At 71.7% G+C, this 21,853-nt stretch carries 19 protein-coding genes; 12 read left to right on the top strand and 7 right to left on the bottom strand.

The features are described 5' to 3' along the window. The first annotated feature begins 32 nt into the window (after window positions 1-32). Window positions 33-377, top strand: coding sequence for a hypothetical protein (locus ACZ7MG_RS29085; protein WP_471384134.1), 345 nt, complete (start codon window positions 33-35; stop codon window positions 375-377). Between the two features lie 11 nt (window positions 378-388). Here the strand turns inward: ACZ7MG_RS29085 and ACZ7MG_RS29080 are convergent, their stop codons facing one another. From ACZ7MG_RS29080 to ACZ7MG_RS29070, 3 genes are all read right to left on the bottom strand, one after another. After that, the gene (locus ACZ7MG_RS29080; protein ID WP_471384136.1) at window positions 389-1,108 is read right to left on the bottom strand and encodes a TetR/AcrR family transcriptional regulator; all 720 of its coding nucleotides are present in this window, start codon (window positions 1,106-1,108) and stop codon (window positions 389-391) included. Window positions 1,109-1,202: 94 nt separating this feature from the next. After that, window positions 1,203-2,189 carry an aldo/keto reductase gene (locus tag ACZ7MG_RS29075; RefSeq protein WP_471384139.1) on the bottom strand — a complete coding sequence of 329 codons (987 nt, stop codon included), beginning with the start codon at window positions 2,187-2,189 and terminating at the stop codon, window positions 1,203-1,205. A 76-nt stretch (window positions 2,190-2,265) separates the two neighbouring features. Next, complete coding sequence (locus tag ACZ7MG_RS29070) at window positions 2,266-3,156, bottom strand: helix-turn-helix transcriptional regulator (protein WP_471384142.1); 891 nt, start codon at window positions 3,154-3,156, stop codon at window positions 2,266-2,268. A gap of 162 nt (window positions 3,157-3,318) precedes the next feature. Here ACZ7MG_RS29070 and ACZ7MG_RS29065 point away from each other — a divergent pair, with 162 nt between their 5' ends. Continuing rightward, window positions 3,319-3,726: a (R)-mandelonitrile lyase gene (locus tag ACZ7MG_RS29065; RefSeq protein ID WP_471384145.1), complete on the top strand. Its 408-nt coding sequence runs from the start codon at window positions 3,319-3,321 to the stop codon at window positions 3,724-3,726. Window positions 3,727-3,741: 15 nt separating this feature from the next. After that, on the top strand, window positions 3,742-4,068 hold the full coding sequence (locus ACZ7MG_RS29060; protein ID WP_471384148.1) for a carboxymuconolactone decarboxylase family protein: 327 nt from the start codon (window positions 3,742-3,744) through the stop codon (window positions 4,066-4,068). Window positions 4,069-4,153: 85 nt separating this feature from the next. Here the strand turns inward: ACZ7MG_RS29060 and ACZ7MG_RS29055 are convergent, their stop codons facing one another. Further along, window positions 4,154-5,374 carry an FAD-dependent monooxygenase gene (locus ACZ7MG_RS29055; RefSeq protein ID WP_471384149.1) on the bottom strand — a complete coding sequence of 407 codons (1,221 nt, stop codon included), beginning with the start codon at window positions 5,372-5,374 and terminating at the stop codon, window positions 4,154-4,156. A gap of 92 nt (window positions 5,375-5,466) precedes the next feature. Here ACZ7MG_RS29055 and ACZ7MG_RS29050 point away from each other — a divergent pair, with 92 nt between their 5' ends. From ACZ7MG_RS29050 to ACZ7MG_RS29035, 4 genes are all read left to right on the top strand, one after another. After that, window positions 5,467-6,231 (top strand): alpha/beta fold hydrolase, encoded by a 765-nt coding sequence (locus ACZ7MG_RS29050; protein WP_471384152.1) that lies wholly within the window; start codon window positions 5,467-5,469, stop codon window positions 6,229-6,231. Window positions 6,232-6,368: 137 nt separating this feature from the next. Next, complete coding sequence (locus ACZ7MG_RS29045; protein ID WP_471384155.1) at window positions 6,369-6,932, top strand: dihydrofolate reductase family protein; 564 nt, start codon at window positions 6,369-6,371, stop codon at window positions 6,930-6,932. A gap of 192 nt (window positions 6,933-7,124) precedes the next feature. Beyond that, the gene (locus ACZ7MG_RS29040; protein ID WP_471384158.1) at window positions 7,125-8,165 is read left to right on the top strand and encodes a LacI family DNA-binding transcriptional regulator; all 1,041 of its coding nucleotides are present in this window, start codon (window positions 7,125-7,127) and stop codon (window positions 8,163-8,165) included. A 190-nt stretch (window positions 8,166-8,355) separates the two neighbouring features. Then, on the top strand, window positions 8,356-10,458 hold the full coding sequence (locus ACZ7MG_RS29035) for an alkaline phosphatase family protein (RefSeq protein ID WP_471384160.1): 2,103 nt from the start codon (window positions 8,356-8,358) through the stop codon (window positions 10,456-10,458). A 39-nt stretch (window positions 10,459-10,497) separates the two neighbouring features. Here the strand turns inward: ACZ7MG_RS29035 and ACZ7MG_RS29030 are convergent, their stop codons facing one another. Next, window positions 10,498-11,172 (bottom strand): hypothetical protein, encoded by a 675-nt coding sequence (locus ACZ7MG_RS29030; protein ID WP_471384943.1) that lies wholly within the window; start codon window positions 11,170-11,172, stop codon window positions 10,498-10,500. A gap of 165 nt (window positions 11,173-11,337) precedes the next feature. Between ACZ7MG_RS29030 and ACZ7MG_RS29025 the strand changes: the two genes are divergently transcribed. After that, the gene (locus ACZ7MG_RS29025) at window positions 11,338-11,742 is read left to right on the top strand and encodes a VOC family protein (protein ID WP_471384163.1); all 405 of its coding nucleotides are present in this window, start codon (window positions 11,338-11,340) and stop codon (window positions 11,740-11,742) included. A 26-nt stretch (window positions 11,743-11,768) separates the two neighbouring features. Here ACZ7MG_RS29025 and ACZ7MG_RS29020 read toward each other — a convergent pair whose 3' ends face one another. Beyond that, window positions 11,769-12,455: a helix-turn-helix domain-containing protein gene (locus tag ACZ7MG_RS29020; protein WP_471384164.1), complete on the bottom strand. Its 687-nt coding sequence runs from the start codon at window positions 12,453-12,455 to the stop codon at window positions 11,769-11,771. Window positions 12,456-12,635: 180 nt separating this feature from the next. Next, entirely contained in the window at window positions 12,636-13,769 is a 1,134-nt protein-coding gene (locus ACZ7MG_RS29015; RefSeq protein WP_471384167.1) for a YihY/virulence factor BrkB family protein, read from the bottom strand. Window positions 13,770-14,351: 582 nt separating this feature from the next. Between ACZ7MG_RS29015 and ACZ7MG_RS29010 the strand changes: the two genes are divergently transcribed. Genes ACZ7MG_RS29010 through sbnB form a run of 4 tightly spaced genes read left to right on the top strand, consistent with a single transcriptional unit; the run spans window position 14,352 to window position 21,809 of the window. Then, entirely contained in the window at window positions 14,352-16,865 is a 2,514-nt protein-coding gene (locus ACZ7MG_RS29010; RefSeq protein WP_471384170.1) for a Pls/PosA family non-ribosomal peptide synthetase, read from the top strand. Window positions 16,866-16,879: 14 nt separating this feature from the next. Continuing rightward, window positions 16,880-19,639 (top strand): non-ribosomal peptide synthetase, encoded by a 2,760-nt coding sequence (locus ACZ7MG_RS29005; protein ID WP_471384173.1) that lies wholly within the window; start codon window positions 16,880-16,882, stop codon window positions 19,637-19,639. Continuing rightward, the gene (locus tag ACZ7MG_RS29000; RefSeq protein WP_471384176.1) at window positions 19,636-20,769 is read left to right on the top strand and encodes a TauD/TfdA family dioxygenase; all 1,134 of its coding nucleotides are present in this window, start codon (window positions 19,636-19,638) and stop codon (window positions 20,767-20,769) included. Before ACZ7MG_RS29005 ends, ACZ7MG_RS29000 begins: the two co-directional genes overlap by 4 nt. After that, complete coding sequence (sbnB, locus tag ACZ7MG_RS28995) at window positions 20,766-21,809, top strand: 2,3-diaminopropionate biosynthesis protein SbnB (RefSeq protein WP_471384179.1); 1,044 nt, start codon at window positions 20,766-20,768, stop codon at window positions 21,807-21,809. Before ACZ7MG_RS29000 ends, sbnB begins: the two co-directional genes overlap by 4 nt. Window positions 21,810-21,853 lie beyond the last annotated feature (44 nt).

The raw sequence follows: 21,853 nt of genomic DNA, 5'->3' as shown, positions 1-21,853 counted from the left end.
TTCCGGTCCGGCCGCCGGGGCAGGTAGGCCCCATGGACGGAAACGATCCGCACATTCATGTCGGGGCGAGGGCGGTCCACGGGGACGCCGCTGTCCGGAACACGGTGGCGTCCACCTTCGGCCTGGCCGGTGACCTGCCGAGCGTCGTCACCACGGGGTGCGGGCTGCGCGTGCCGTACGCGATGACCTCGCCGCGTGCGGACCGGGTGACCTGTCTGCCGTGCCGTGAACACGCGCGGAGCGAGCATCTGCGCTTCGCCACACAGGTCGAACACCTGAGCGGTATGCCGGGATCGACGATCAGCCCCGCCCAGGGAAAGCTGGTCGCGGAGAGACACCGGGACCTCGCGCGGGAGTTCTCCGACCCGGAGAGCTGACCCGGCTCGGTTCACCTGGTGCCGGGGGCGCCCGTCGCGACGAGGTTCAGGAGGTTGTCGTGGATCTCGGTGAAACGGATCCGTACCGCCTCCGCCGCCTCGGTGACCTTCTGGGCGGTGGGGTCGTGAGGTCGTTCGAGCAGGAGCTGGACGGTGTCGGCCAGGGCGGTTTCGGGATCGTCGATGCTCAGCGGGTCCGTGGCGTCGGCGTGGTTCATGACGGTGACGAACCCGACCAGTACGGCGTGCAGGGCGTACATCTGCCGGGGCAGGGGGAGGTCGTCGCGCACGATCCCGTGATCGCGCAGGACCGCCAGCACCGCGCTGCCCAGCGCGCTCGTCGTGGCCTCGGCGAAACGCTCCCGGTCGGCGGGCCGGTGGAGCAGCTGCCGCATGGCACTGTCGTCGCTCTGGAGCCACCGCAGCCAGGGGTTGCCGAGGGTCGTACGGACGAGCAGCGGAGCGAGCCGGCGGGGCAGCACGGACTGCGGATCCTGCGCGATGTGCCCGTTGATGTCCGTGAGCCAGGCCAGCACCTCGCGCGCGGCCAGCCCCACGAACAGGTCCTCCTTGGTCTCCCAGTACAGATAGACCGTGCCCTTGCCCACGCCCGCCGCCGAGGCGATCTCGGCGATGGTCACCTTGCGGACGCCGTGTTCGAGGGCCAGCTCGCGCGCGCTGTCGAGGATCCTGGCCGCCTTGACGGAGTCGTGTTCGATCAGCCGGCTCACCGTCGTGGTTCCTCCCGTTCGCTCTTCGGCAGCATGATGTCACGGTGAGTCCGCGGGGTTCGCGGGGTGGTGAACTGCCCGGGGCGCGGCCCGTCTACCGGTCGACCAGGCTCATGTGCAGCTCGTTGTAGCGGTCGCCGCGGACGCCGACGCGGGCCGCCAGCGCGTCCAGGTCCGCCCGCTCGTCGGCGGACAGGGCGAGCCGGGTGGCGGCGGCGTTCTCCTCCACCCGGGCGAGGCGGCGGGTGCCGGGGATCGGCACGATCGACGGGTGCCGGCCGAGCAGCCACGCCAGGGCCACCTGCCCGGGGGTGGCGTCCTTCGCGTGGGCCAGGGCGGCGACGTGATCGACCAGTGCCTGGTTGGCGGCGAGGTTGTCCTGGGCGAACCGGGGGATGGTGGTGCGGATGTCGTCGGCGGTGAACGCGGTCGTGGTGTCGACGGTGCCGGTGAGGAAGCCCTTGCCGAGCGGGCTGAACGGGACGAATCCGATGCCGAGTTCGGCGAGCGTGGGCAGGACCTCGGGTTCGGGGTCGCGGGTCCACAGCGAGTACTCGCTCTGTACCGCCGTCACCGGGTGGACGGCATGCGCCCGGCGGATCGTCGCGGCCCCCGCCTCCGACAGGCCGAAGTGCCGTACCTTGCCGGCCTGGACGAGCTCCGCGACGGCGCCCGCGACGTCCTCGATCGGTACGTCGGGGTCGACCCGATGCTGGTAGAAGAGGTCGATCGTGTCCGTGCGCAGGCGGCGCAGCGAGGCGTCGGCCACCCGCCTGATCTGCTCCGGCCGGCTGTCGAGACCGACCGATTTGCCGTCTTCGATGCGCCAGCCGAACTTGGTCGCGAGGACGACCCGGTCGCGCAGCGGGGCGAGTGCCTCGCCCACGAGCTCCTCGTTGGCGTAGGGGCCGTAGACCTCGGCGGTGTCGAAGAAGGTGACGCCGTGGTCGACGGCGCCGCGGATCACGGCGATCATGTCCTGCCGGTCGCCGGGATTGGGGCCGTAGCTCTGGGACATGCCCATACAGCCCAGGCCGATCGCCGAGACCTCCAGGCCCTGGCCGAGGATACGAGTGTGCATGGCGGAGTCTCCTTGCGGTGAGCGGTGAGCGGTGAACGGCGGGCGGTGAACGGGGTCCGCCGGCCGGGCGCACGGTTCAGTGGCGGGTGGTGCGGTCCGGGTCGGCGGTCGCGGAGGCGTCTTCGGTGGCGGCCCAGGCGGCCAGCAGCCGCAGGGCGTCGTGGGCCGGGGTGTCGGGTCCGGTGCTGTACGCGGTCAGGGTCAGGCCGGGCTGTGCGGGCAGTTCCATGGCGTCGAAGTCGAGGGTGATCTCGCCGACGACCGGATGCCGGAAGCCTTTGCGGCCGGTGTGGTGCAGGCGCACGTTGTGCCTGGCCCACGCGGTGCGGAACTCCTCGCTGCGGGTGACGAGTTCGCCGATCAGCCCGGTCAGGTCGCTGTCGCCGGGCGCCCGTCCGGCCTCGGTGCGCAGCAGGGAGACGGTCGTGTTCACGGACTGCTCCCAGTCGGGGAAGAAGTCCCGGCCGTGCGGGTCCAGGAACTGGAAGCGGGCGATGTTGACCGGACGCGGCGCGCCCTCGGTGAACAGCGGGGAGTACAGGGCGCGGCCGAGGCGGTTGACGGCGAGGATGTCGAGGCGGCCGTTGCGGATGAAGGCCGGGGAGTCGGTCATGGCGTCGAGGACGCGCAGGACGCTGTCGGGGAGCGGGCCTCGGGTCCGTCTGGTACGGCGGGCGGGGCGTCGGGCGACGGCGCGGGCGAGGTCGTAGAGGTGGGCGTGTTCGGCCTCGTCGAGTTGCAGGGCACGCGCGACGGCGTCGAGGACTTCCTCGGAGGCTCCGGCGAGGTGGCCGCGTTCGAGGCGGATGTAGTAGTCGATGCTGACGCCGGCGAGCATCGCGACTTCCTCGCGGCGCAGCCCGGGCACACGCCGGTTGCCGCCGTAGGCGGGCAGCCCGGCCTGCTGCGGGGTGATCTTGGCGCGGCGGGAGGACAGGAACTCGCGGATGTCGCTCTCGGTGCTCACGCCCTCCAGGCTAGGCGGGCCGGCGCGGCCGCGGGGGGCCCTGTCAGTACCTGGCAGCGCAGGCCCTCCCTCCCGCCTTCGGCCTGCGGTTTCCTGGTGGTGAGGCGGCCGTCGAAGGCCCCCCGCCCGCCCCACGCAAGCCCGCACGCAGAAGGAAAGCCCATGGAATTCGTCAAGCAGCAGGACACCGTCAAGGCCCCCGCCGCCTGGTTCACCGGCGACGTCTGGTTCGACGTGATCCACGCGGGCCGGGAGCCGTCCCGGATGCGCGCCAACATGGTCCGCTTCTCTCCCGGCGCCCGCACCCACTGGCACTCCCACGTCCTGGGCCAGACCCTCCACGTCGTCTCCGGCACGGCCCTGATCGGCACCCGCGACGGCACCGTCTTCGAGGCCCACCCCGGCCGGACCGTCACCTGCCCCCCGAACGAGGAGCACTGGCACGGCGCCACCCCCGGCCGCTTCATGGAGCACATCGCCCTGTGGGAGGGCACGGGCGACGGCACCGACGAAACCACCTGGAACGAGCCCGTCACCGACGAGCAGTACAACCGCCCCCGCGGCACCTGACACCGAGGAGTTCTGATGACCGACCAGCCCAAGCAGCTGGGCGGCGGACGCCGCATGCTCGGTGACTTCGCCCCGAAGCTCGCCGAACTCACCGACGACGTCCTGTTCGAGGACGTGTGGAACCGCACCGAGCTGGCCGCCCGCGACCGCAGTCTGATCACCGTCGCCGTCCTCGTCGCCGGCGGCGACGCCGACCAGCTCGCGTTCCACCTCGGACGGGCCAAGGAGAACGGCGTCACCGAGACCGAACTCGTCGAGGCGATCACCCACCTCGCCTTCTACGCCGGCTGGCCCAAGGCCATGACCGCGATCACGGTCGCCAAGCAGGTCTTCTCGGACTGAGACCAGGTCCCGGAACCCCACGCCGACCATTGGCCGGGTGGGGGCCCCGGGGGAGGTCAGGACCGGGCGGGGTCTCCGGGGATGGTCAGGACAGGGCGATGTCGACCGTCTTCATCCGGGAGGCCTTGCTGCGGTGCTCCAGCTTCGAGATGACCGTACGGCCGACCGTCGTCCCCACCACGTGGTCGAAGACGGACCGGATCTGGAACTCGGTGTGGTCGGCCGGGACGAAGAGCCTGCGCATGGCCATGCCGCTCTCCTGGTGGAACTCGATGAAGGGGCGGAGCTTCTCCTCCCACGCCCGCAGGGCCCCCGGCACGTCCCCGGGGTGCTGCTCCAGCATCGTGCCCAGCATGTCGGCCCCGGCCATGCCGCTGGAGGCGCCCATCCCGGAGTAGAGGGTCAGGCACCACGCGGAGTCGCCGACGAGGACCACCCGGCCCCGGTGCCAGGTGTCGAGCCGTACCTGCTCGGCGGTGTCGAACAGGTGGTCCGGTGCCTCCTCGAACCGGTCGAGCAGCCAGCCGAGCGTCGGACCCGTGGGCTCCGGCCCGAAGACCGCCCGCAGGGTGTCGATGGCGGGCCGGGTGAACTCGGCGTCCGCGTCCTCGGTCCGGTAGTTGAACAGCACCGTCGGGGGCCGGTCGGCGAAGGCGAAGACCCAGGCCGAGCGGCCCTCCTCGGACATGATGATGCCGTCCGTGCCCCGGAAGCCGGGGACCGGGCCGGGCAGCGCGCACGCCGCGAGCATGTAGCCGAGGCGGTGGATACGGCCGTCGTCAGGGCCGAACGTCAGCCGGCGCACGGTCGAGCGCAGGCCGTCGGCCCCGACCACGAGGTCGAACCGTTCGGTGGTCACCGCCCCCGCGGCCCGGTCCTCGATGTCGACCCGCACACCCTCGTCGTCCTGGCTGAGCGCCACCGGTACGGACGCGTACCGGATCTCCACGTCCTCGGGCAGGGCGTCGAAGGCGGCCTGCTCGACGTCGCCGCGCACGACCGGGCGTGACTCGCCGGCCACGGCCTCGGCGAAGCCCATGCCGCGCCGGCGGCGGCCCGCGCGGTCGACGTTGTAGTAGGCGATGGCCTCGGAGGAGCGGTCCGGGACCTCGATGCCCAGGCGCTCCGCGGCCGTCATACCGGTGCCGAAGAGGGTGAGGAAGTACCCGCCGCGACGGCGCTCGGCGGCCCTTTCCAGGACGGTGACGTCCCAGCCCGCCTTGTGCAGCCGCAGCGCGGAGGCGGTTCCGCTGACGCCGAGTCCGACGACGAGGGCCCGCTGTCGTGGGGTGGTGTTCGTGTTCATGCGCCGAGACTATACTCACTGACCAGATTGGTCATCTGGTCAGCAATGGTCGCGGAGAGTCGCTCGCGGCCCATGGAAACGGAGTTCCCGCCATGCCCACCGTCCTCGTCCACGGCTTCCCCGAGACCCCGGAGGTCTGGGAGCCGCTGCTCGTCGCTCTCGCACGTGTCGCCCCCGGCCGCCCCGAGCCGGTCCGCCTGTCCCCGCCCGGCTTCGGGGCGCCCCTGCCGACCGGGTTCGGGGCGACCGTGGGTGACTACCGGGACTGGCTCATCGGTGAACTGGAGCGTTTCGACGAGCCCGTCGACCTGGTCGGGCACGACTGGGGCGGCGCCCACGTCCTCAACGCGGTGACGGCCCGCCCGGACCTCGTACGCAGCTGGGTCAGCGATGTGATCGGTCTGTTCGACCCGGACTACGGGTGGCACGAGTTCGCCCTGAGCCAGCAGGCGCCGGAGAGCACGGGCCCCGACCCGGCCATTCCGCTCGGCCCGGACCTCGCGACACGGGTCGCGATGCTCGTGGCGTTCGGTATGAGCGAGCCGGTGGCGGCGCGGGTCGCGGCGGGCCAGGACGAGGCGATGGGGCGGGCCGCGTACGCGCTCTACCGGTCGGCCGCCCAGCCGGTGATGGCCGGCCTGGGCCGGAACCTCGGCCGCGCGGCCGAGCGGCCGGGCCTCGCCCTGCTCGCCACCGAGGACCTCCTCGTCGGCACCATGGAACAGCGGACCCGCACGGCACGGCTGGCCGGCGCCCGCACCGAGACCCTCGACGGCCTCGGCCACTGGTGGATGACCCAGGATCCCGACCGCGCGGCCCAGGCGCTCACCAAGTTCTGGGACTCACTGGACCACTGAACGCGCCGGGCCCTCCGGCCCACGCGTATCCGCTTCGAGAGAGCCCGCGCACCGCTTCGGGAAATCCCGCGCGCCGCGATGAGTTCCGGGGTGTTCGGCAGTCGTAATGTCGAATCCCTTACCGAGGAGGACTTCCGATGCGCAAGGTGACGTATTCGATGAACGTCTCGCTCGACGGCTACATCGTCGGGCCGGACGGCAGTTTCGACTGGTCGGAGCCCGAGCCGGAGGTCTTCCGCTTCTGGATCGACGAGATCCGCGAGGTCGGCGTCCATCTGATGGGCCGGCGGCTGTACGAGGCGATGCTGTACTGGGAGACCGCCGCCCAGGACCCCTCGCTCGGCGAAGCGGAGCACGAATGGATCGCGCTCTGGAATCCGCTCCCCAAGGTGGTGTTCTCCACCACGCTGTCGACCGTGCAGGGCAGTGCCCGTCTGGCCACCGGCAGCGTGGCCGAGGAGATCGAGCGGCTGCGGGCCGAGCCCGGGGAGGGCGACATCGCGATCGGCGGGGCCACGCTCGCCGCCGAGGCCGCCGCGGCGGGCCTGATCGACGAGTACCGGACCATGGTCTATCCGGTCATGGTCGGCGGCGGCATCCCGTACTTCCCCCGGCAGGAGCGCCGGGTCGATCTCGAACTCGTGGAGACCCGCCCCTACGGCTCGAACGTCGTCTATCTCCGCCATCGCGTGGTGCGCTGACCCGAACTCCACCTGTTCGAAGTTTCGAAAGTTTTGGCTGGGGCCGTCCTGTGAATCCCCGCTTCTTCCCGCCGTGTTGAGTTGGCCTTAACGTAGGAAGCGCTTGCTACGCGGCGGGGGACTCCGCCGTGCGCGCAGCGCTGTTCGAAAATTTCACGGGCCTCGGGACGGGCCCCGAGAGGTGGAGTCGCGATGGTGCGTGGCGGGAGCGCGACGGCCGGGCCGACGCTGGCGGTGGTGGCGCGCGAGGCCGGGGTCTCCGTACCGACGGCCTCGAAAGTGGTCAACGGCCGGGAGGACGTGGCCCCGGAGACCAGGCGCCGGGTCACCGAGGCGTTGGACCGGCTCGGCTATGTCCGCAGACCCCGGTTCGAGGCGTCCAAACCGCCGCGCATGGTCGACCTGGTGGTGCACTCGCTGGAGAGCTCCTGGTCGGGCGCGGTCCTGCACGGCGTCGAACAGGCCGCCCACGACGCCGGTCTGGAGGTCGTGGTCTCGGCCGGTCTCACCCGCACCCGGGGCGCCCGCCCCGAACGCGGCTGGTTCGACAAGCTGACCGCCCGGGGTTCGGCGGGCGTGCTGTTCAACCTGGCCGAGCTGTCTCCCGCCCAGTACTCCTGGCTCACCCAGCACCGCATCCCGTTCGTGCTGATCGACCCGGTCCTGGAACCGCCGCCGGGCGTGGTGTCGGTGGGGGCGGCCAACTGGCAGGGCGGGATGACCGCCGCCGACCATCTGCTGTCCCTGGGGCACGAGCGGATCGCCGTGATCGCCGGGTACCGCCGCAAGATGTGCAGCAGCGCCCGGGTCGCGGGCTACCGCTCGGCGCTGACGGCCGCGGGGCTGCCGTACCGGCCGGAGTACGTTCGCTACGGCAACTTCATGGAGGCCACCGCCCGCCACCGGATGCTCCAGCTGCTCGACCTCCCCGAGCCGCCGACCGCCGTGTTCGTCTGCTCGGACAAGATGGCCCTCGGAGTGTACGAGGCGCTGGCCGAACGGGGATTGCGGGTGCCGGACGACATCAGCGTGGTCGGTTTCGACGACCTGCCCGAGGCCCGCTGGGCGACCCCCGGGCTGACCACCGTCCGCCAGCCGCTGTCCGAGATGGCCCAGACCGCGCTGCGGCTGCTGGTGCGGATGATGGAGGGCGACCAACCCGAGGGCACCCGCACCGAGTTGTCGACGCGCCTGGTGGAACGCTCCAGCACGGGGGCGCTGCGCTCGGCCTGAGCCGGGGGTGCGGGGAGCGTTTAGGTTCGGTCAAGTGGTTGCGGTGACCCTGAGTTCGGGTGAACGGTGGGCGACGTGGGACCGTACGCATACGGATGCCCCTCGGGTGTTCCGGCGGTCGTGCCGCCCCCGGCCCACTCCGCACCACCAGCACCGAGCTCCACATGCTCCACAGGGAAGGACCTTCGGGTTGTCGCACATACGCTCTCCGCAGCTTCCGGGACCGACACCGGCGCCGGACGACGACAAGCCCCCGGAGTCGAGTTCACCAGAGGCGGACTCGGAAACGAAGCCGAGCGCGAACGCGGAGGAGAAGGCCGAGGCCAAGCCGGCGGCAGAGGCTGGGCCCGAGGCAGAGGCTGAGGTCGCGTCCGAGAGTGAGGCTGAGGTCGCGTCCGAGCCCGAGGCCGAAGCCGCGTCCGAGCCTGAGGCCGAGACCCAGCCCCAGACCGAGGCCGAGACCCAGACCGAGGCCGAGACCGAGGCCGGGCCGACGACGGACGAGGAACCCTCTGCCAAGGCGCCGGTCGAACCCCCGGTCGAGCACTCGGACGACGCCTTGGCCGAGGACTTGGCCGAGAACTCGGCCGAGGACTCGCCCGCGCCCCTCGCCGAGGAGCCGGCCGCTCCCGGGGGCTGGCGGGCCGAGCACCCCCGGGCCGCTCGGGCCGTCGCCTGGGGTGGGAGCGGACTGGCCGTCGCGCTCGTCATGTTCGCGTTGCTCGTGCCGAACGACGTCACGGACATCACGTTCGGGAGGTTCCTGCGCATCCCCGCGGAGGGGATCCTCGTCGGCGGGCTGCTGCTCGTGCTGCCGGTGCGGGCGCGGCGCGTGGCGGTGGTCGTGGTCGGGGTGCTGCTCGGGCTGCTGACGACGGTCAAGATGCTGGACATGGGGTCGTACTGGACCCTGGACCGCCCGTTCGACCTGGTGCTCGACTGGATCCTGCTGGACAACGCACGGACGTTCGTACAGGACTCGCTCGGTGACACGGCCGCGCTGGCGGTGACGGTCGGGCTGATCCTGCTGACGCTCGTGCTGCCGGTGCTGATGACGCTGGCGGTGGTGCGGATCAGCCGGCTGATGACACGCAACCGGCAGACGGCGAGCCGGACGCTGCTGGTCCTGGGCACCGCGTGGATCACCTGCTCGACGCTGACGCTGGAGGTGGCCGACGTCCCGGTGGCCTCGCACAGCGCGGCGACGCTCGTGGAGAACCGGATCGAGGCGGTGAGCGGCGGCCTGAAGGACGCCGAGGCGTTCGAGAAGCAGTCCGCGGTGGACGCCTTCGCCGACGTACCGCCGGACCAGTTGCTGACGGGGCTGCGCGGCAAGGACGTACTGATCACGTTCATCGAGAGCTACGGCCGCTCCGCGATCGACGACCCGCGGATGGGCGAGCCGCTCTCCGAGACGCTCGCGCAGAAGACGCGGGAGCTGAAGGACGCCGGATACGCGTCGCGGAGCGGCTGGCTGCGCTCCCCCATCACCGGCGCCGGCAGCTGGCTGGGCCACTCCACGTTCCTGTCCGGTCTGTGGATCAAGAACCAGTCGCGCTACTCGCACCTCGTCGCGAGCGACCGCCTCACCCTCACCGAGGCGTTCCGCCGGACCGGGGCCTGGCGCACGGTCGGTATCGTGCCGGGCACCCAGAAGGCCTGGCCGGAGGGCAAGTACTTCGGCCTGGACCACATCTACGACTCCGACGAACTCGGTTACCAGGGACCGAAGTTCAGCTGGTCGACCATGCCCGACCAGTACACGCTGAAGGCCTTCGAGGAACTGGAGCACGGCAAGCAGGACCGGAAGCCGATGATGGCGGAGATCATCCTGACCTCCAGCCACAACCCGTGGGCGCCCATCCCGAGCACGATCCCCGAGGACCAGATCGGCGACGGGTCGGTCTACCACTCCCTCCAGAAGGCCGAGGGCAAGGACCCCACGGAGGTCTGGAAGGACCCGCTGGCCGTCCGGGACGAGTACCGCAAGTCCATCGAGTACTCGGTGACCAGCCTCGTCGACTACGTCGCCAAGTACGGCTCCAAGGACACCGTCCTGGTCTTCCTCGGCGACCACCAGCCCAACAAGACGGTCACCGGCGACAACCCCAGCCACGACGTGCCGATCTCGATCGTCGCCCAGGACCCCGAGGTGCTGGAGAAGATCTCCGACTGGGGCTGGACGGACGGACTCCAGCCCGCCGATGCCACCCCGACCTGGCGGATGGACAAGTTCCGCGACCGCTTCATGACGGCCTTCGGTCCGCAGCAGCCGGGCGGTGGTACGTCCTAACCGCACCCGACGGCCGCCTACGGCTCGGGGCGCTGCGGCTCAGCCCGAGGCGCCCACCTCGTTGTCCGGTGCGCCGTCGCCCGCCGGGGGCAGATCGCCGCGTTCGACCGGCGGGCCGTCGTACGGGGGCGGCGGCTTGTCGTGGTGGCGGGGCGGGAGGAGGACGGCGAGTTCGGCGTCGGTGGGGCGGTGCGCGGCGAGCGCGGCGGCCCGCAGGGCGGGGCGGTCCACCGCGCCCGCGGCGGCGCTGATCCGGACGAGGTGGCCGTCCTCCGGCACGGCGTACTCGTGTTGGCCGGCCGAGCTGCGGTACCAGGCCTCCCCGTCGCGCTCGCAGACGACCGGCTCGCCGGTGTCCTGGCCGATCGGCCGCTCCGGGCAGTCCGCGGCGGTCATCGTGGAGCGGTCGACGAGGACCAGGAGCTGGGCGCTGTTCTTGCGGGACCAGTAGGCGGCGGAGAAGCCGTCGGCGCCGTACACGCCGACGGACTGCCGGGCCAGTGTGAATCCGGGGGCCTCGGTGACATAGACGAGCCCCGGGGCGAGGCCCAGCGCTTCGGCGCGGGCGTTCAGCTCCGCCCGGTCGGGGGCCGGTTTCAGCGGCTCGCGACCCGCGATCACGGCCTTCTCGGTCCCGCAGGCGGTGAGCACCAGCGGCAGCACCGCGAGGGGCAGCAGCACACGCGCGGTACGGAGTTCTCGGCGGCGAGGCATGGGCATGCCCACCATCCTGCCGCACAGATGTTCCACAGGTGAGCCAAAGAGTCCGTTCTCCCGAGAGCGCTTACTCACAGCGCTTCCGCACAGCGCTCCTCCCGCCGCGTGCGGGTGTCCGATTCCTTCAAGACCGCGCGACGCCGGCCCGCCTACGGTGGCCGTATGACTCCACGACTCGATGCGATCGGCATGGTGGCCTCGGACATGGCCGCCTCCGTCACCTTCTACCGCAGGCTCGGTTTCGCCTTCCCGGAGGGCGCCGAGAACCAGCCGCACGCCGAGGCCGCGCTCCCCGGCGGACTGCGGCTGCTGCTCGACACCGAGGAGACCGTCCGCTCCTTCCACCCCGAGTACCGACCGGGCACGGGCGGCGGCGCCGGGCTGGCCCTGCTGTGCGACAGTCCGGCCGAAGTGGACGCGGTGTACGAGGAGTTGGTGACCGCCGGGTACCACGGTGAACTCAAGCCGTGGGACGCGGTGTGGGGCCAGCGGTACGCCGTGATCCTCGACCCCGACGGCAACGGCGTCGACCTCTTCGCACCGCTGCCGACACCCGCCCCCGAGTAGCCGGGCACCCCGCCGGCAAGGGCCCGCTACCCTCCGCCGAGCAGCTCACCGAGCGGCAGGCCCGCCAACTCCCGTACGTCACGGGCCAGATGAGCCTGGTCGGCGTACCCGGTCCGGGCCGCCGTCTCGGCGAAGGGCACCCCGTCCCGGGCGAGCGCGAGCGCCCGCTGCAGCCGCAGCACCCGGGCCAGCGTCTTGGGTCCGTACCCGAACGCGGCGAGTGATCTGCGGTGCAACTGCCGCGCGCCGAGCCCGAGTTCGTCGGCGGTCGCCGCCACGGGCCGCCCCGCGCCGAGGGCGTCGACGACCTGCCGCAGCACCGGATCGGGCCGCCCCACCTCGGCCGCCCGCTCCAGGACCACCTCTTCGAGCCCGCTCGCCGGATCACCGGCCGCGTTCACCCGCGCGGTGAGCCGCCGTACGACCGCCGGTGACCACAGCTCGGCCAGCTCCACCCGCCGGTCGCGCAACGCGTGCGCGGGTACCCCGAGGAAGGCGGGCGCCTGCCCGGGAAAGAACCGGAGCCCCGCCCAGCCGCCGGCCGCCCCTTCGGTGACGTACGCCGTCGTGTCCGGCCCCGCGACCATCAGCCGCCCGTCGTGCCACAACAGATCCATGCACCCGTCGGGCAGGACCCGCCCGGCCCCCGGCCCACTCGGACTGTTGGTCCACACCACAGCCCCGCCCAGCCGGGAAGCCCTTTCCGCATACACACCAAGAAGGCTACGCCGGTGACCACCGGGCACCACCGCGCCCTCCAGGGGCACGGGGAACTGCGCGAGCAACCACGACGCGCGTAGGCCCACGACCCACCGAACCCCCAACGGCGCCGAAGAGCCCGGGGTCGCCCGGCGGCCGACAAGGCACCGCCCGCCCGCGCACCCGGCCTCGCCCTAGTCCTCCCCCTTCTTCACCGGTGACCGCAGCCTTGATGTCACGTCCTCCGGGGGCAGGAAGCGGGACCAGCGTTCGGGGAACTCCGAGGGCATGTCGGGGTCTTCGGGGTCGTGGGAGCGGGCGGCGGCGGCGCGGGCGACGTATTCGGCGGCCTGTTCCTCGCGGAGGCGCTCGTTGGCGGCGCGGGCCGCGGCCGTGGCGGCGGCGGGCCAGACGCGGTCGATCGCGGCGTTGACGGCGGCGCCCACCAGCACGGCGAAGGCGCTGACGCCGATCCAGAGGAGGACGGCGACGGCGGCGGCCAGGGAGCCGTAGATGGTCGCGCCCTCGACGGTGTTGGTGAGGTAGATGCGGAGCAGGAAGCTGCCCAAAACCCACATGCCGAGGGCGACGAGCGCGCCGGGTACGTCCTCGACCCAGGGGGAGCGGACCGGTACTGACACGTGGTAGAGCGTGGTCAGGAAGACGATGGACAGGACGATCACGACCGGCCAGTAGAGGACCTGGACGACCGTCGCCGACCACGGGACGATCCGGACGACGGCGTCGGGCCCGGCGACCATCAGCGGCAGGGCGATCGAACCGATCAGCAGGGCCACGAGGAAGAGCAGGAACGCCATCAGCCGGGTCTTGACGATGCCGCGGACCCCGTCGAGGCCGTACATGACGGTGATGGTGTCGATGAAGACGTTCACCGCGCGGGAGCCGGACCACAGGGCGAACAGGAAGCCTATGGAGATGACGTCGGGGCGACCACCCTTCATCACGTCGTCCAGGATGGGCTGCGCGATCTGGGCGACGCCCTTGTCGGACAGGACGGTGCGCGAGGCCTCCAGGAGGTTGAGCTCCAGGCTGGCGATGGTGTCGGCGCCGGTCCAGTCGTCGACGTAGCCGAGCAGGCCGATCATGCTGAGCAGCAGCGGCGGTACGGAGAGCAGCGTGAAGAACGCCGCCTCGGCCGCGAGGCCCAGGATGCGGTACTCGATGCAGGAGTTGACGGTGTCCTTGAGGAGCAGCCAGGCGGTCCTGCGCTTGGAGACGTCCCGGTAGAGGGCGCGGGCGCGGTGGAGACGTCCATGGGGGCTCTCGGGCGTCCCGGACGGTGGGGGTGACTGACTTGCTGGCTGCACGCCCTAAAGGTATCCGGCCGCGCGTGCCGCCCTCACCTCCCGGTGCCGTCGGCGGTGACAGGGTCCGCGTGCGACGCACGCTTCCCTCGGGTCGCGTCACGGGGCAGCAAACGAAGGGAAACCCAGCAGAAACCAAAGGTGATTCCGAATCGCCTTTTCTGTCATGGACGTGCTGGCCGAATCATGGAGGGGGCCGGAAGCGGAACCTCTCGGCGCTTTTGTACCGTCCTTTTGGAAAGTTCCCCGCTGAAGCACGGGACGGACCCGGGTCCGACACTTCGGAAGAGATCGGGGAAGAGGCTGGAAAGGGGCGGGAAATCGTCAAATACCCGACCCTGCTTGACCCGTTCCCGAATGTACCGAAAGAATCCGGATTGCATTCCGCTGCGCCCCTCTGGACCAGATGCCGGCACAGCTACCCACCGGGGGATTAACCCAGGCTCCGACCAGGCCTGATCAATTCCGCCCCATACGTCACCGCTTTCCTTTCGCGCAACTCCTCCCCCTCCTTCTGTCATTCCGCGCGCCGTCCCGTTCACCCCCGGGCGCCTTCCATCGCAATACCTGTCGCGGAGAAATTCAATGACATTGCCAGCGCCACGACCCGTGGTGGAAAAACCGGGCGAGGTCCAGGGGGCCGAGCCGGACGCGGCGGAATCGTACACCGCCGTCGAGCGACTCCTCGCCGAAATTCTGGCCGGCGTCGCACGCCTCGAACATGTGCCCGCAGAAAGCCATTTCTTCGATGACCTCGGTGCCAACTCACTGACGATGGCGCATTTCTGTGCCCGCGTCAGGAAGCACCCCGATCTGCCGTCGGTGTCCATCCGGGACGTCTACGGCCACCCGACGATCCGCACTCTCGCCACCGCGCTGACCGAGGCCCCGGCACCACCGGCCGGACCACCGCCGGCGCCCGCCGAACCCGTGCCCCCGGGCAGCACGGTCCGCTACGCCCTGTGCGGGACGCTGCAGTTGCTGCTCTTCGCCGGCTACTGCCTGCTCGCCACCTCCGGCTACGTCCAGGGGTACGAGTGGGTCGCGGACGCCCCGGGGATCGTGGAGGTCTATCTGCGCTCGGCCGTCTTCGGCGCGCTCGGCTTCCTCGCGCTGTGCGCCCTGCCGGTCGCCGCCAAATGGCTGCTGGTCGGACGGTGGAAGCCCGTGGAGTTCCCCGTGTGGGGCCCGGCGTACCTCCGCTTCTGGATCGTCAAGGCGCTGCTGCACACCAGTCCGATGGCGCTGTTCGTCGGCAACCCGCTGTACGTGCTCTATCTGCGGGCCCTGGGCGCCCGGATCGGACCGGGCGTCACGATCCTCAGCCGTACCGTCCCGGTCTGCACCGATCTGCTGACGATCGGCGCGGGCACGGTGATCCGCAAGGACTCCTTCTTCCTCTGCTACCGGGCGCGCGCCGGGCGCATCCGCACCGGCCCGGTCATCCTCGGCCGGGATGTCTTCGTCGGCGAGCACACCGTCCTCGACATCGGCACCGCCATGGGCGACGGCTCCCAGCTCGGCCACTCCTCCGCGCTGCGCGCCGACGAGTCGGTCCCGGCCGGCCAGAGCCGGCACGGCTCACCGGCCCGGCCCACCGACGTGGACCACATCCGGGTCCCCGCACTCCCGTGCGGCACCCTCCGCCGGACCGGCTACGGGCTGGCCGCCCTGCTCCAGACCCTCCTGCTGTACGTACCGCTGGCCGTCGGCGGCGCCTATCTGCTGCTCACCGCCGTACCCGAACTGGACACCCTGCTCGACCCGGCGTCCCAGCACATCTCCTCGGGACGCTTCTACGCCGAGGCGGCGGCCCTGTCGCTGGCGCTGTTCACCGGCTCGATCGTCGTCGGAACCGTCACCGTGTTCGCCGTGCCCCGGCTGCTGCGCCCGCTGGTGAAGCCCGACCGTGTCTATCCGCTGTACGGCTTCCACTACTCGGTCCACCGCGCGATCACCCGGCTGACCAACCGCAGGTTCTTCAAGTGGCTGTGCGGCGACAGCTCGTACATCGTCCCCTACCTCAAAACCCTCGGGTACGACCTCTCCCGCGTCGACCAGACCGGGTCCAACTTCGGCACCGCGATGCAGCACGAGACGCCGTACCTGGTGAAGGTCGGCAGCGGCACGATGGTCGCGGACGGGCTGTCGGTCATGAACGCGGACTTCTCGGGGACGTCGTTCCGGGTGTCCCGGACGGCGATCGGCGGGCACAACTTCCTGGGCAACCTCATCGCCTACCCGGCCGGCGGCCGGACCGGCGAGAACTGTCTGCTGGCCACGAAGGTGCTGGTCCCGCTGGACGGCGAGATCCGTGAGGGGGTCGGGCTGCTCGGCTCGCCGCCCTTCGAGATCCCCCGCTCGGTGGAGCGCGACAGCCGCTTCGACCATCTGCGCGAGGGCGACGAACTGCGCCGCCGGCTCGCCGCGAAGAATCGCTTCAACCTGCGCTCGATGGGACTGTTCCTGTTCCTGCGCTGGCTGCACACCTTCGCGCTCACCGTGCTCGCCTTCGCCGCCTACGACCTGTACGGGCACGGCGACGGCTTCGCGGCCCTCCTGCCGCTCGCCGCGCTGCCCCCGGCGGCGCTGCTGTTCACCGTCCTGTACTGGGCGCTGGTGGAGCGGACCCTGACCCGCTTCCGTCCGCTGCGGCCCCGGCTGTGCTCCATCTACGACCCCGTCTTCTGGCGGCAGGAGCGGCTGTGGAAGCTGCCGGACCACCATCTGGAGGTGCTCAACGGCACCCCGTACAAGAACCTCGTCTGGCGGCTGCTGGGGGTGCGGATCGGGCGGCGGGTCTTCGACGACGGGGCGTTCATCACCGAGCGGACCCTGACGGCCGTCGGGGACGACTGCACCCTCGCGGCCGGCAGCAAGATCCAGGCGCACTCGCAGGAGGACGGCACCTTCAAGTCCGACCACGTCACGATCGGCGCCGGCGCCACGCTGGAGGTCCAGGCCTTCGTCCACTACGGCGTGGTGCTGGGCGAGGGGGCGGTGCTCGCACCGGACTCCTTCCTGATGAAGGGCGAAGAGGTCCCGCCGCACGCCCGCTGGGGCGGAAACCCGGCGACGGAGAACACCGGATCACAGTAAATCGGGGGAAGAAGATGGAACGGATCAGTCAAGCGGAGTCGGGCGACGCCGCCCGGACGTACTGGCACGGAGTGCTCACCGCCGGGGGGCTGACCGCGATACCGCGGTGGAGCGCCGACCCGGTGAAAGGGGTCGCCGCCTACGAAGTGGCGCTGCCGGAAGGGCTGTTGACCGCCTCGGAGGGTACGGCCGCGCTGCTCGCCGCGCACGCCAAGGTGCTCGCCGCGCTGTCGGGCGAGGGCGAGGTGACCACCGGCTGGCTGGAGGACGGCCGGCTGCTGCCCTGCCGCCTCACCGTCGCGCCCGGCGACACCTGGCGGGCCCTGCTGGGGCGCACCCACCGGGCCACCGCCGAGCTGCTGACACATGCCGCGTACCCGGTGGGCGCCCTGCGGCACGAACTGGGCCTCACCGAGCCGCCGTTCGAGACCGTGCTCGACACCGGCGGCGGCGACGGCGACCTCGACGAGGACGTGGTCCTGCGCGTGGGGCTGGTGCACCGCGACGAGGGGCCGGCGCTGCGGCTGCGCTACCGCACGGACGTGCTGGACGAGGAGGGGGCGGCCCGGATCGCCGGGTACCACGTCACCGCGCTCACCCTGCTGGCCGAGGGCCCCGACGCCGGGCACGGGCGGCGGAGCCTGGTGGGCGAGGACGAACTCCGGTTCCAGCTCGACGGGTTGGCCGGACCGCGGCGCGAGCTGCCCGACCGGCGGGTGCACGAGCTGTTCGAGCAGCGGGTGGTGGCCCACCCGGACGCGGTCGCCGCCGTCCACGGCGACCGGCGCTGGACCTACCGCGAACTCAACTCCCGCGCCAACCAGCTCAGTCGGGCCCTGCTGGTCCGGGGCCTCGGCCACGAGGGCGTCGTCGCCGTGGTGACCGAGCGGAACCTCGACTGGATGGCGGCCGTCCTCGCGGTGTTCAAGGCGGGCGGCGCCTATCTGCCCGTCGAGCCGCACTTCCCCGCCGAGCGCGTCGCCCGCACGCTCGCCCGCGCCGGCTGCGAGCTGGTCCTCACCGAGCGGGGCAGCACCGCCACCCTGGACGAGGCCCTGGCCACGCTGCCCGGGACGCAGCGGCTGCTGGTGGAGGACGCGTACGACGAGGCCCATCCGGACTCCGACCTCGGCCTGGAGATCGGGCCGGACCGGCTGGCGTACATCTACTTCACCTCCGGTTCCACGGGTGAGCCCAAGGGCGCGATGTGCGAGCACGCCGGGATGCTCAACCATCTGCACGCCAAGCTCGACGACCTGGACATCGGCGAGGGGGACGTGGTCGCGCAGACCGCGCCCCAGTGCTTCGACATCTCGCTGTGGCAGCTGCTGGCCGCGCCGCTGGTCGGGGGACGGACGCTGCTGGTCGAGCAGGAGGTGATCCTCGACGTCGGGCGGTTCGTCGACCGGATCGCCGAGGGCCGGGCGAACGTGGTCCAGGTCGTGCCGTCGTACCTCGAAGCGGTCCTCGCCCAGCTGGAGCGGCACCCGCGTGAACTGCCCGCGCTGCGCCGGGTGTCGGTCACCGGGGAGGCGCTGAAGAAGGAGCTGGCGGAGCGCTGGTTCGCCACCGAGCCCGGGATTCCGCTGGTCAACGCCTACGGGCTGACCGAGACCTCGGACGACACCAACCACGAGGTGATGGACCGGGCCCCGGAGGGCAGCCGGGTGCCGCTGGGGCCTCCCGTCCGCAACGTCCGGGTGTACGTCGTCGACGAGCACCTCGCCCTCGTGCCGCTGGGCGCGCCCGGGGAGATCGTCTTCTCCGGAGTGTGCGTCGGGCGAGGATACGTCAACGATCCCGAGCGCACCGCGCGGGCGTTCACCACCGACCCGTACCGGCCCGGCGAGCGGCTGTACCGCAGCGGGGACCAGGGGCGCTGGCGGCCCGACGGCAAGCTGGAGTTCCTGGGCCGCAAGGACACCCAGGTCAAGGTGCGGGGCTTCCGTATCGAGATCGGCGAGGTGGAGAACGCGCTGCTGAAGGTGGCGGGTGTCCGGGACGGCGCGGTCGTCGTCGCCGGGGGCGCGCGGCTGGTCGCCTTCCACTCCGGCCGGGCGCTCGCGGCCGAGGTGCTGCGGGACCGGCTGGCGGCCTCGCTGCCGGCGTACATGGTCCCGTCGGTGTTCCACCATCGCGCGACCCTGCCCCTGACCGCCAACGGCAAGACCGACCGGCGCGCGCTCACCACGCTGGCCGAGCGGCTGGACGCCGGGGCGGACGAGTCGGTGGAGCCGCCCGCCACGGCGACCGAGGAGCGGCTCGCGGCCGTATGGGCCGAGGTACTGGGAGTGCCACGGGCCCGGATCGGCCGGTACGACCACTTCTTCGACCGGGGCGGCACCTCCCTGTCCGCGGTGAAACTCGCGATCGCCCTGGAGCGTGCGGTGTCCCCCAAGGACGTCAACGGCCATCCGCTCCTGGCCGACCTGGCCAAGCTGATCGACACGAGGGCTGGCGCGCGAGCCGGGACCGGGGCCCCTGCGGGGACCGTCACCGGGAACGCCACGGGGACGGCCGCCAGGACCATCCCCGGCCCCGCCACCGGGGCCCCCGCAGGCACCGTCACGGGGACCTCCGCCGGGACCGCCGCAGGCACCGTCACCGGGAACTCCGCCGGGACTGCCACGGGAACCGCCGCCGGGACCCCCACAGGCACCCTGCCCGCGACCCCCGCCGGGTCTCCCACATTCACCCTGTCCGGGACCGTCACGGGCACCGCCGCCGGCACGTCGGGCTCTGCCTCCGGGGCCGTGGGGAGGTCGTCGTCGTGAGCTTTCTGAGTCGCCTGCGCGCCGCCGGGCGCCATCGCAAGGAGACCGTCACGCCGTCGTCGCCGTCGCCGACTCCCGTACCGCTGACTCCCGTATCGCTGACGGACGTCGAGATCGGGCCCGGCAGTCCGCCGCTGCTCGTCGTCTCGCCGGGCGAGCCCGCCGGCGTCTGGGCGGCCGGGCAGCGGGATGCCCTGCGGGGCGTCGTCGCCGAGCACGGCTCGGTGCTGGTGCGGGGGCTCGGACTGCGGGACGCGGACGAAGTCGGCGCGGTCTTCCGGGGGTTGGCCGACACGCTGATGACCGAGCGGGAGGCCTTCGCGCCCCGGCGGACGTACGCGGACGGCGTGTACTCGTCGACGGCCTGGCCGTCGAACCAACCGATGTGCATGCACCACGAGTTGAGCTACACCGTGGAGTTCCCCGGGCTGCTGCTCCTCGCCTGCCTGGAGGCCGCCGGGCAGGGCGGGGCGACCGGGATCGCGGACGCGGAGGCCGTACTGGCCGCGCTGCCAGGGGAGTTGACCGAGCGGTTCGAGCGGGACGGCTGGCTGCTCACCCGCTCGTACAACGACGAGATCGGCGCCTCGGTAGCCGAGGCGTTCGGCACCGACGACCGGACCGTCGTCGAGGCGTACTGCCGGGCGCACTCCATCGAGTTCGCCTGGCGGCCAGACGGCTCCCTGCACACCCGGCAGCGGCGCGCCGCCGTACTCCGGCACCCGGTGACCGGCCGGCGCTGCTGGTTCAACCAGATCGCGTTCCTCAACGAGTGGACCATGGACCCCGAGGTCCGCGAGTACCTGGTGGACCTGTACGGGCCCGACGGGCTGCCCTTCAACACCCGCCACGGCGACGGCACTCCGATCGGCGCCGACGTCGTCGAGACCCTCAACGCGGTCTACGAGGCGCACACCGTCCGCACCCCGTGGCGGCCGGGCGACCTGCTCCTCGTCGACAACATCCGCTGCGCCCACAGCCGGGAGCCCTTCGAGGGACCACGCGAGGTGCTGGTGGGCCTGGCGAATCCCGTACGGCCGACCGGCCACACCCTGCGGCACGCCACGCGGCACCGCACGCAGCACTCCGGCTCGAAAGACGACTCGAAGGACGAGGTGAGGTTCACATGACCGAGGTTCCGGGTTTCGCCGTGATCTCCGGCGCCCAGGTTCAGCAGGCCCTGCGGGGCCGGGAACGGGAGATCGTCGACCTGGTCGAGTCCGCCTATCTGCTGCACGGGAACGGGGACACCGGCGACACGGTGAACCCGCCGTCGTACTTCCTCCGCTTCCCCGACCGGCCGTCCTCGCGGATCATCGCGCTGCCCGCCTCGCTGGGCGGGAAGTACCAGGTGGACGGGTTGAAGTGGGTCTCCAGCTTCCCGGAGAACACGGCGAGCGGGCTGCCGCGCGCCTCCGCCGTGCTGATCCTCAACGACCACGCCACCGGGTACCCGTTCGCGTGCCTGGAGGCGTCCATCATCAGCGCCACCCGGACCGCCGCGTCGGCGGCGCTGGCGGCCGACCGGCTGAGCGAGGCGCGCCGGGGGGCGCCGCGTCCGACGCGGGTCGGCTTCCTCGGCACGGGCCTGATCGCCCGGTACATCCACACCTTCCTCGTGGCGACCGGTTTCGCGTTCGAGGAGGTGGGGGTGCACGACCTGTCCGCGGACAGCGCGCGGGGGTTCCGGGGGTATCTGGAGCGGTCCGGGGCGGACGGACGCGTGACCGTGTACGACAGCGCCGAGGACGTGATCCGGGCGAGCGACCTGGTGGTCCTCGCGACGATCGCGGGCGAGCCGCACATCCATGAACCCAAGTGGTTCGCCCACCACCCACTGGTGCTGCACGTGTCGCTGCGCGATCTCGCGCCCGAGGTGCTGCTCGCGTCGGCGAACTTCGTCGACGACGTCGAGCACTGCCTCAAGGCGAACACGTCACCGCACCTGGCCGAACAGCTCACCGGCGCACGGGACTTCCTCGACGGAACGCTCCATGACGTCCTCACCGGCCGGGCGACCGTGCCGGCGGACCGTCCGGTGATCTTCTCGCCGTTCGGCCTCGGGGTCCTCGACCTCGCGGTCGGCGGTCGTGTTCACGACGAAGTGGCCCGCTCCGGCGGACTGCGGGTCGTGGACGACTTCTTCCACGAGCTGCGCCGCCACGGCTGACCGCCGGGCGCAGCGAGTACGACAGTGCACAACCAGGGGGGCAG

It is taken from the genome of Streptomyces sp. NPDC107538, assembly GCF_055657445.1.
This window is presented reverse-complemented; position numbering and strand designations above follow the sequence as displayed.

What these genes read in the sequence shown, in the direction of transcription:
- ACZ7MG_RS29025 (WP_471384163.1), top strand. Translation starts at nt 11,338, where the DNA reads ATGACTCCACGACTCGATGCGATCGGCATGGTGGCCTCGGACATGGCC.
- ACZ7MG_RS29075 (WP_471384139.1), bottom strand. Translation starts at nt 2,189, where the DNA reads ATGCACACTCGTATCCTCGGCCAGGGCCTGGAGGTCTCGGCGATCGGC.
- ACZ7MG_RS29050 (WP_471384152.1), top strand. Translation starts at nt 5,467, where the DNA reads ATGCCCACCGTCCTCGTCCACGGCTTCCCCGAGACCCCGGAGGTCTGG.
- ACZ7MG_RS29010 (WP_471384170.1), top strand. Translation starts at nt 14,352, where the DNA reads ATGACATTGCCAGCGCCACGACCCGTGGTGGAAAAACCGGGCGAGGTC.
- ACZ7MG_RS29030 (WP_471384943.1), bottom strand. Translation starts at nt 11,172, where the DNA reads ATGCCTCGCCGCCGAGAACTCCGTACCGCGCGTGTGCTGCTGCCCCTC.
- ACZ7MG_RS29045 (WP_471384155.1), top strand. Translation starts at nt 6,369, where the DNA reads ATGCGCAAGGTGACGTATTCGATGAACGTCTCGCTCGACGGCTACATC.
- ACZ7MG_RS29065 (WP_471384145.1), top strand. Translation starts at nt 3,319, where the DNA reads ATGGAATTCGTCAAGCAGCAGGACACCGTCAAGGCCCCCGCCGCCTGG.
- ACZ7MG_RS29005 (WP_471384173.1), top strand. Translation starts at nt 16,880, where the DNA reads ATGGAACGGATCAGTCAAGCGGAGTCGGGCGACGCCGCCCGGACGTAC.
- ACZ7MG_RS29055 (WP_471384149.1), bottom strand. Translation starts at nt 5,374, where the DNA reads ATGAACACGAACACCACCCCACGACAGCGGGCCCTCGTCGTCGGACTC.
- ACZ7MG_RS29085 (WP_471384134.1), top strand. Translation starts at nt 33, where the DNA reads ATGGACGGAAACGATCCGCACATTCATGTCGGGGCGAGGGCGGTCCAC.
- ACZ7MG_RS29040 (WP_471384158.1), top strand. Translation starts at nt 7,125, where the DNA reads ATGGTGCGTGGCGGGAGCGCGACGGCCGGGCCGACGCTGGCGGTGGTG.
- ACZ7MG_RS29060 (WP_471384148.1), top strand. Translation starts at nt 3,742, where the DNA reads ATGACCGACCAGCCCAAGCAGCTGGGCGGCGGACGCCGCATGCTCGGT.
- sbnB (WP_471384179.1), top strand. Translation starts at nt 20,766, where the DNA reads ATGACCGAGGTTCCGGGTTTCGCCGTGATCTCCGGCGCCCAGGTTCAG.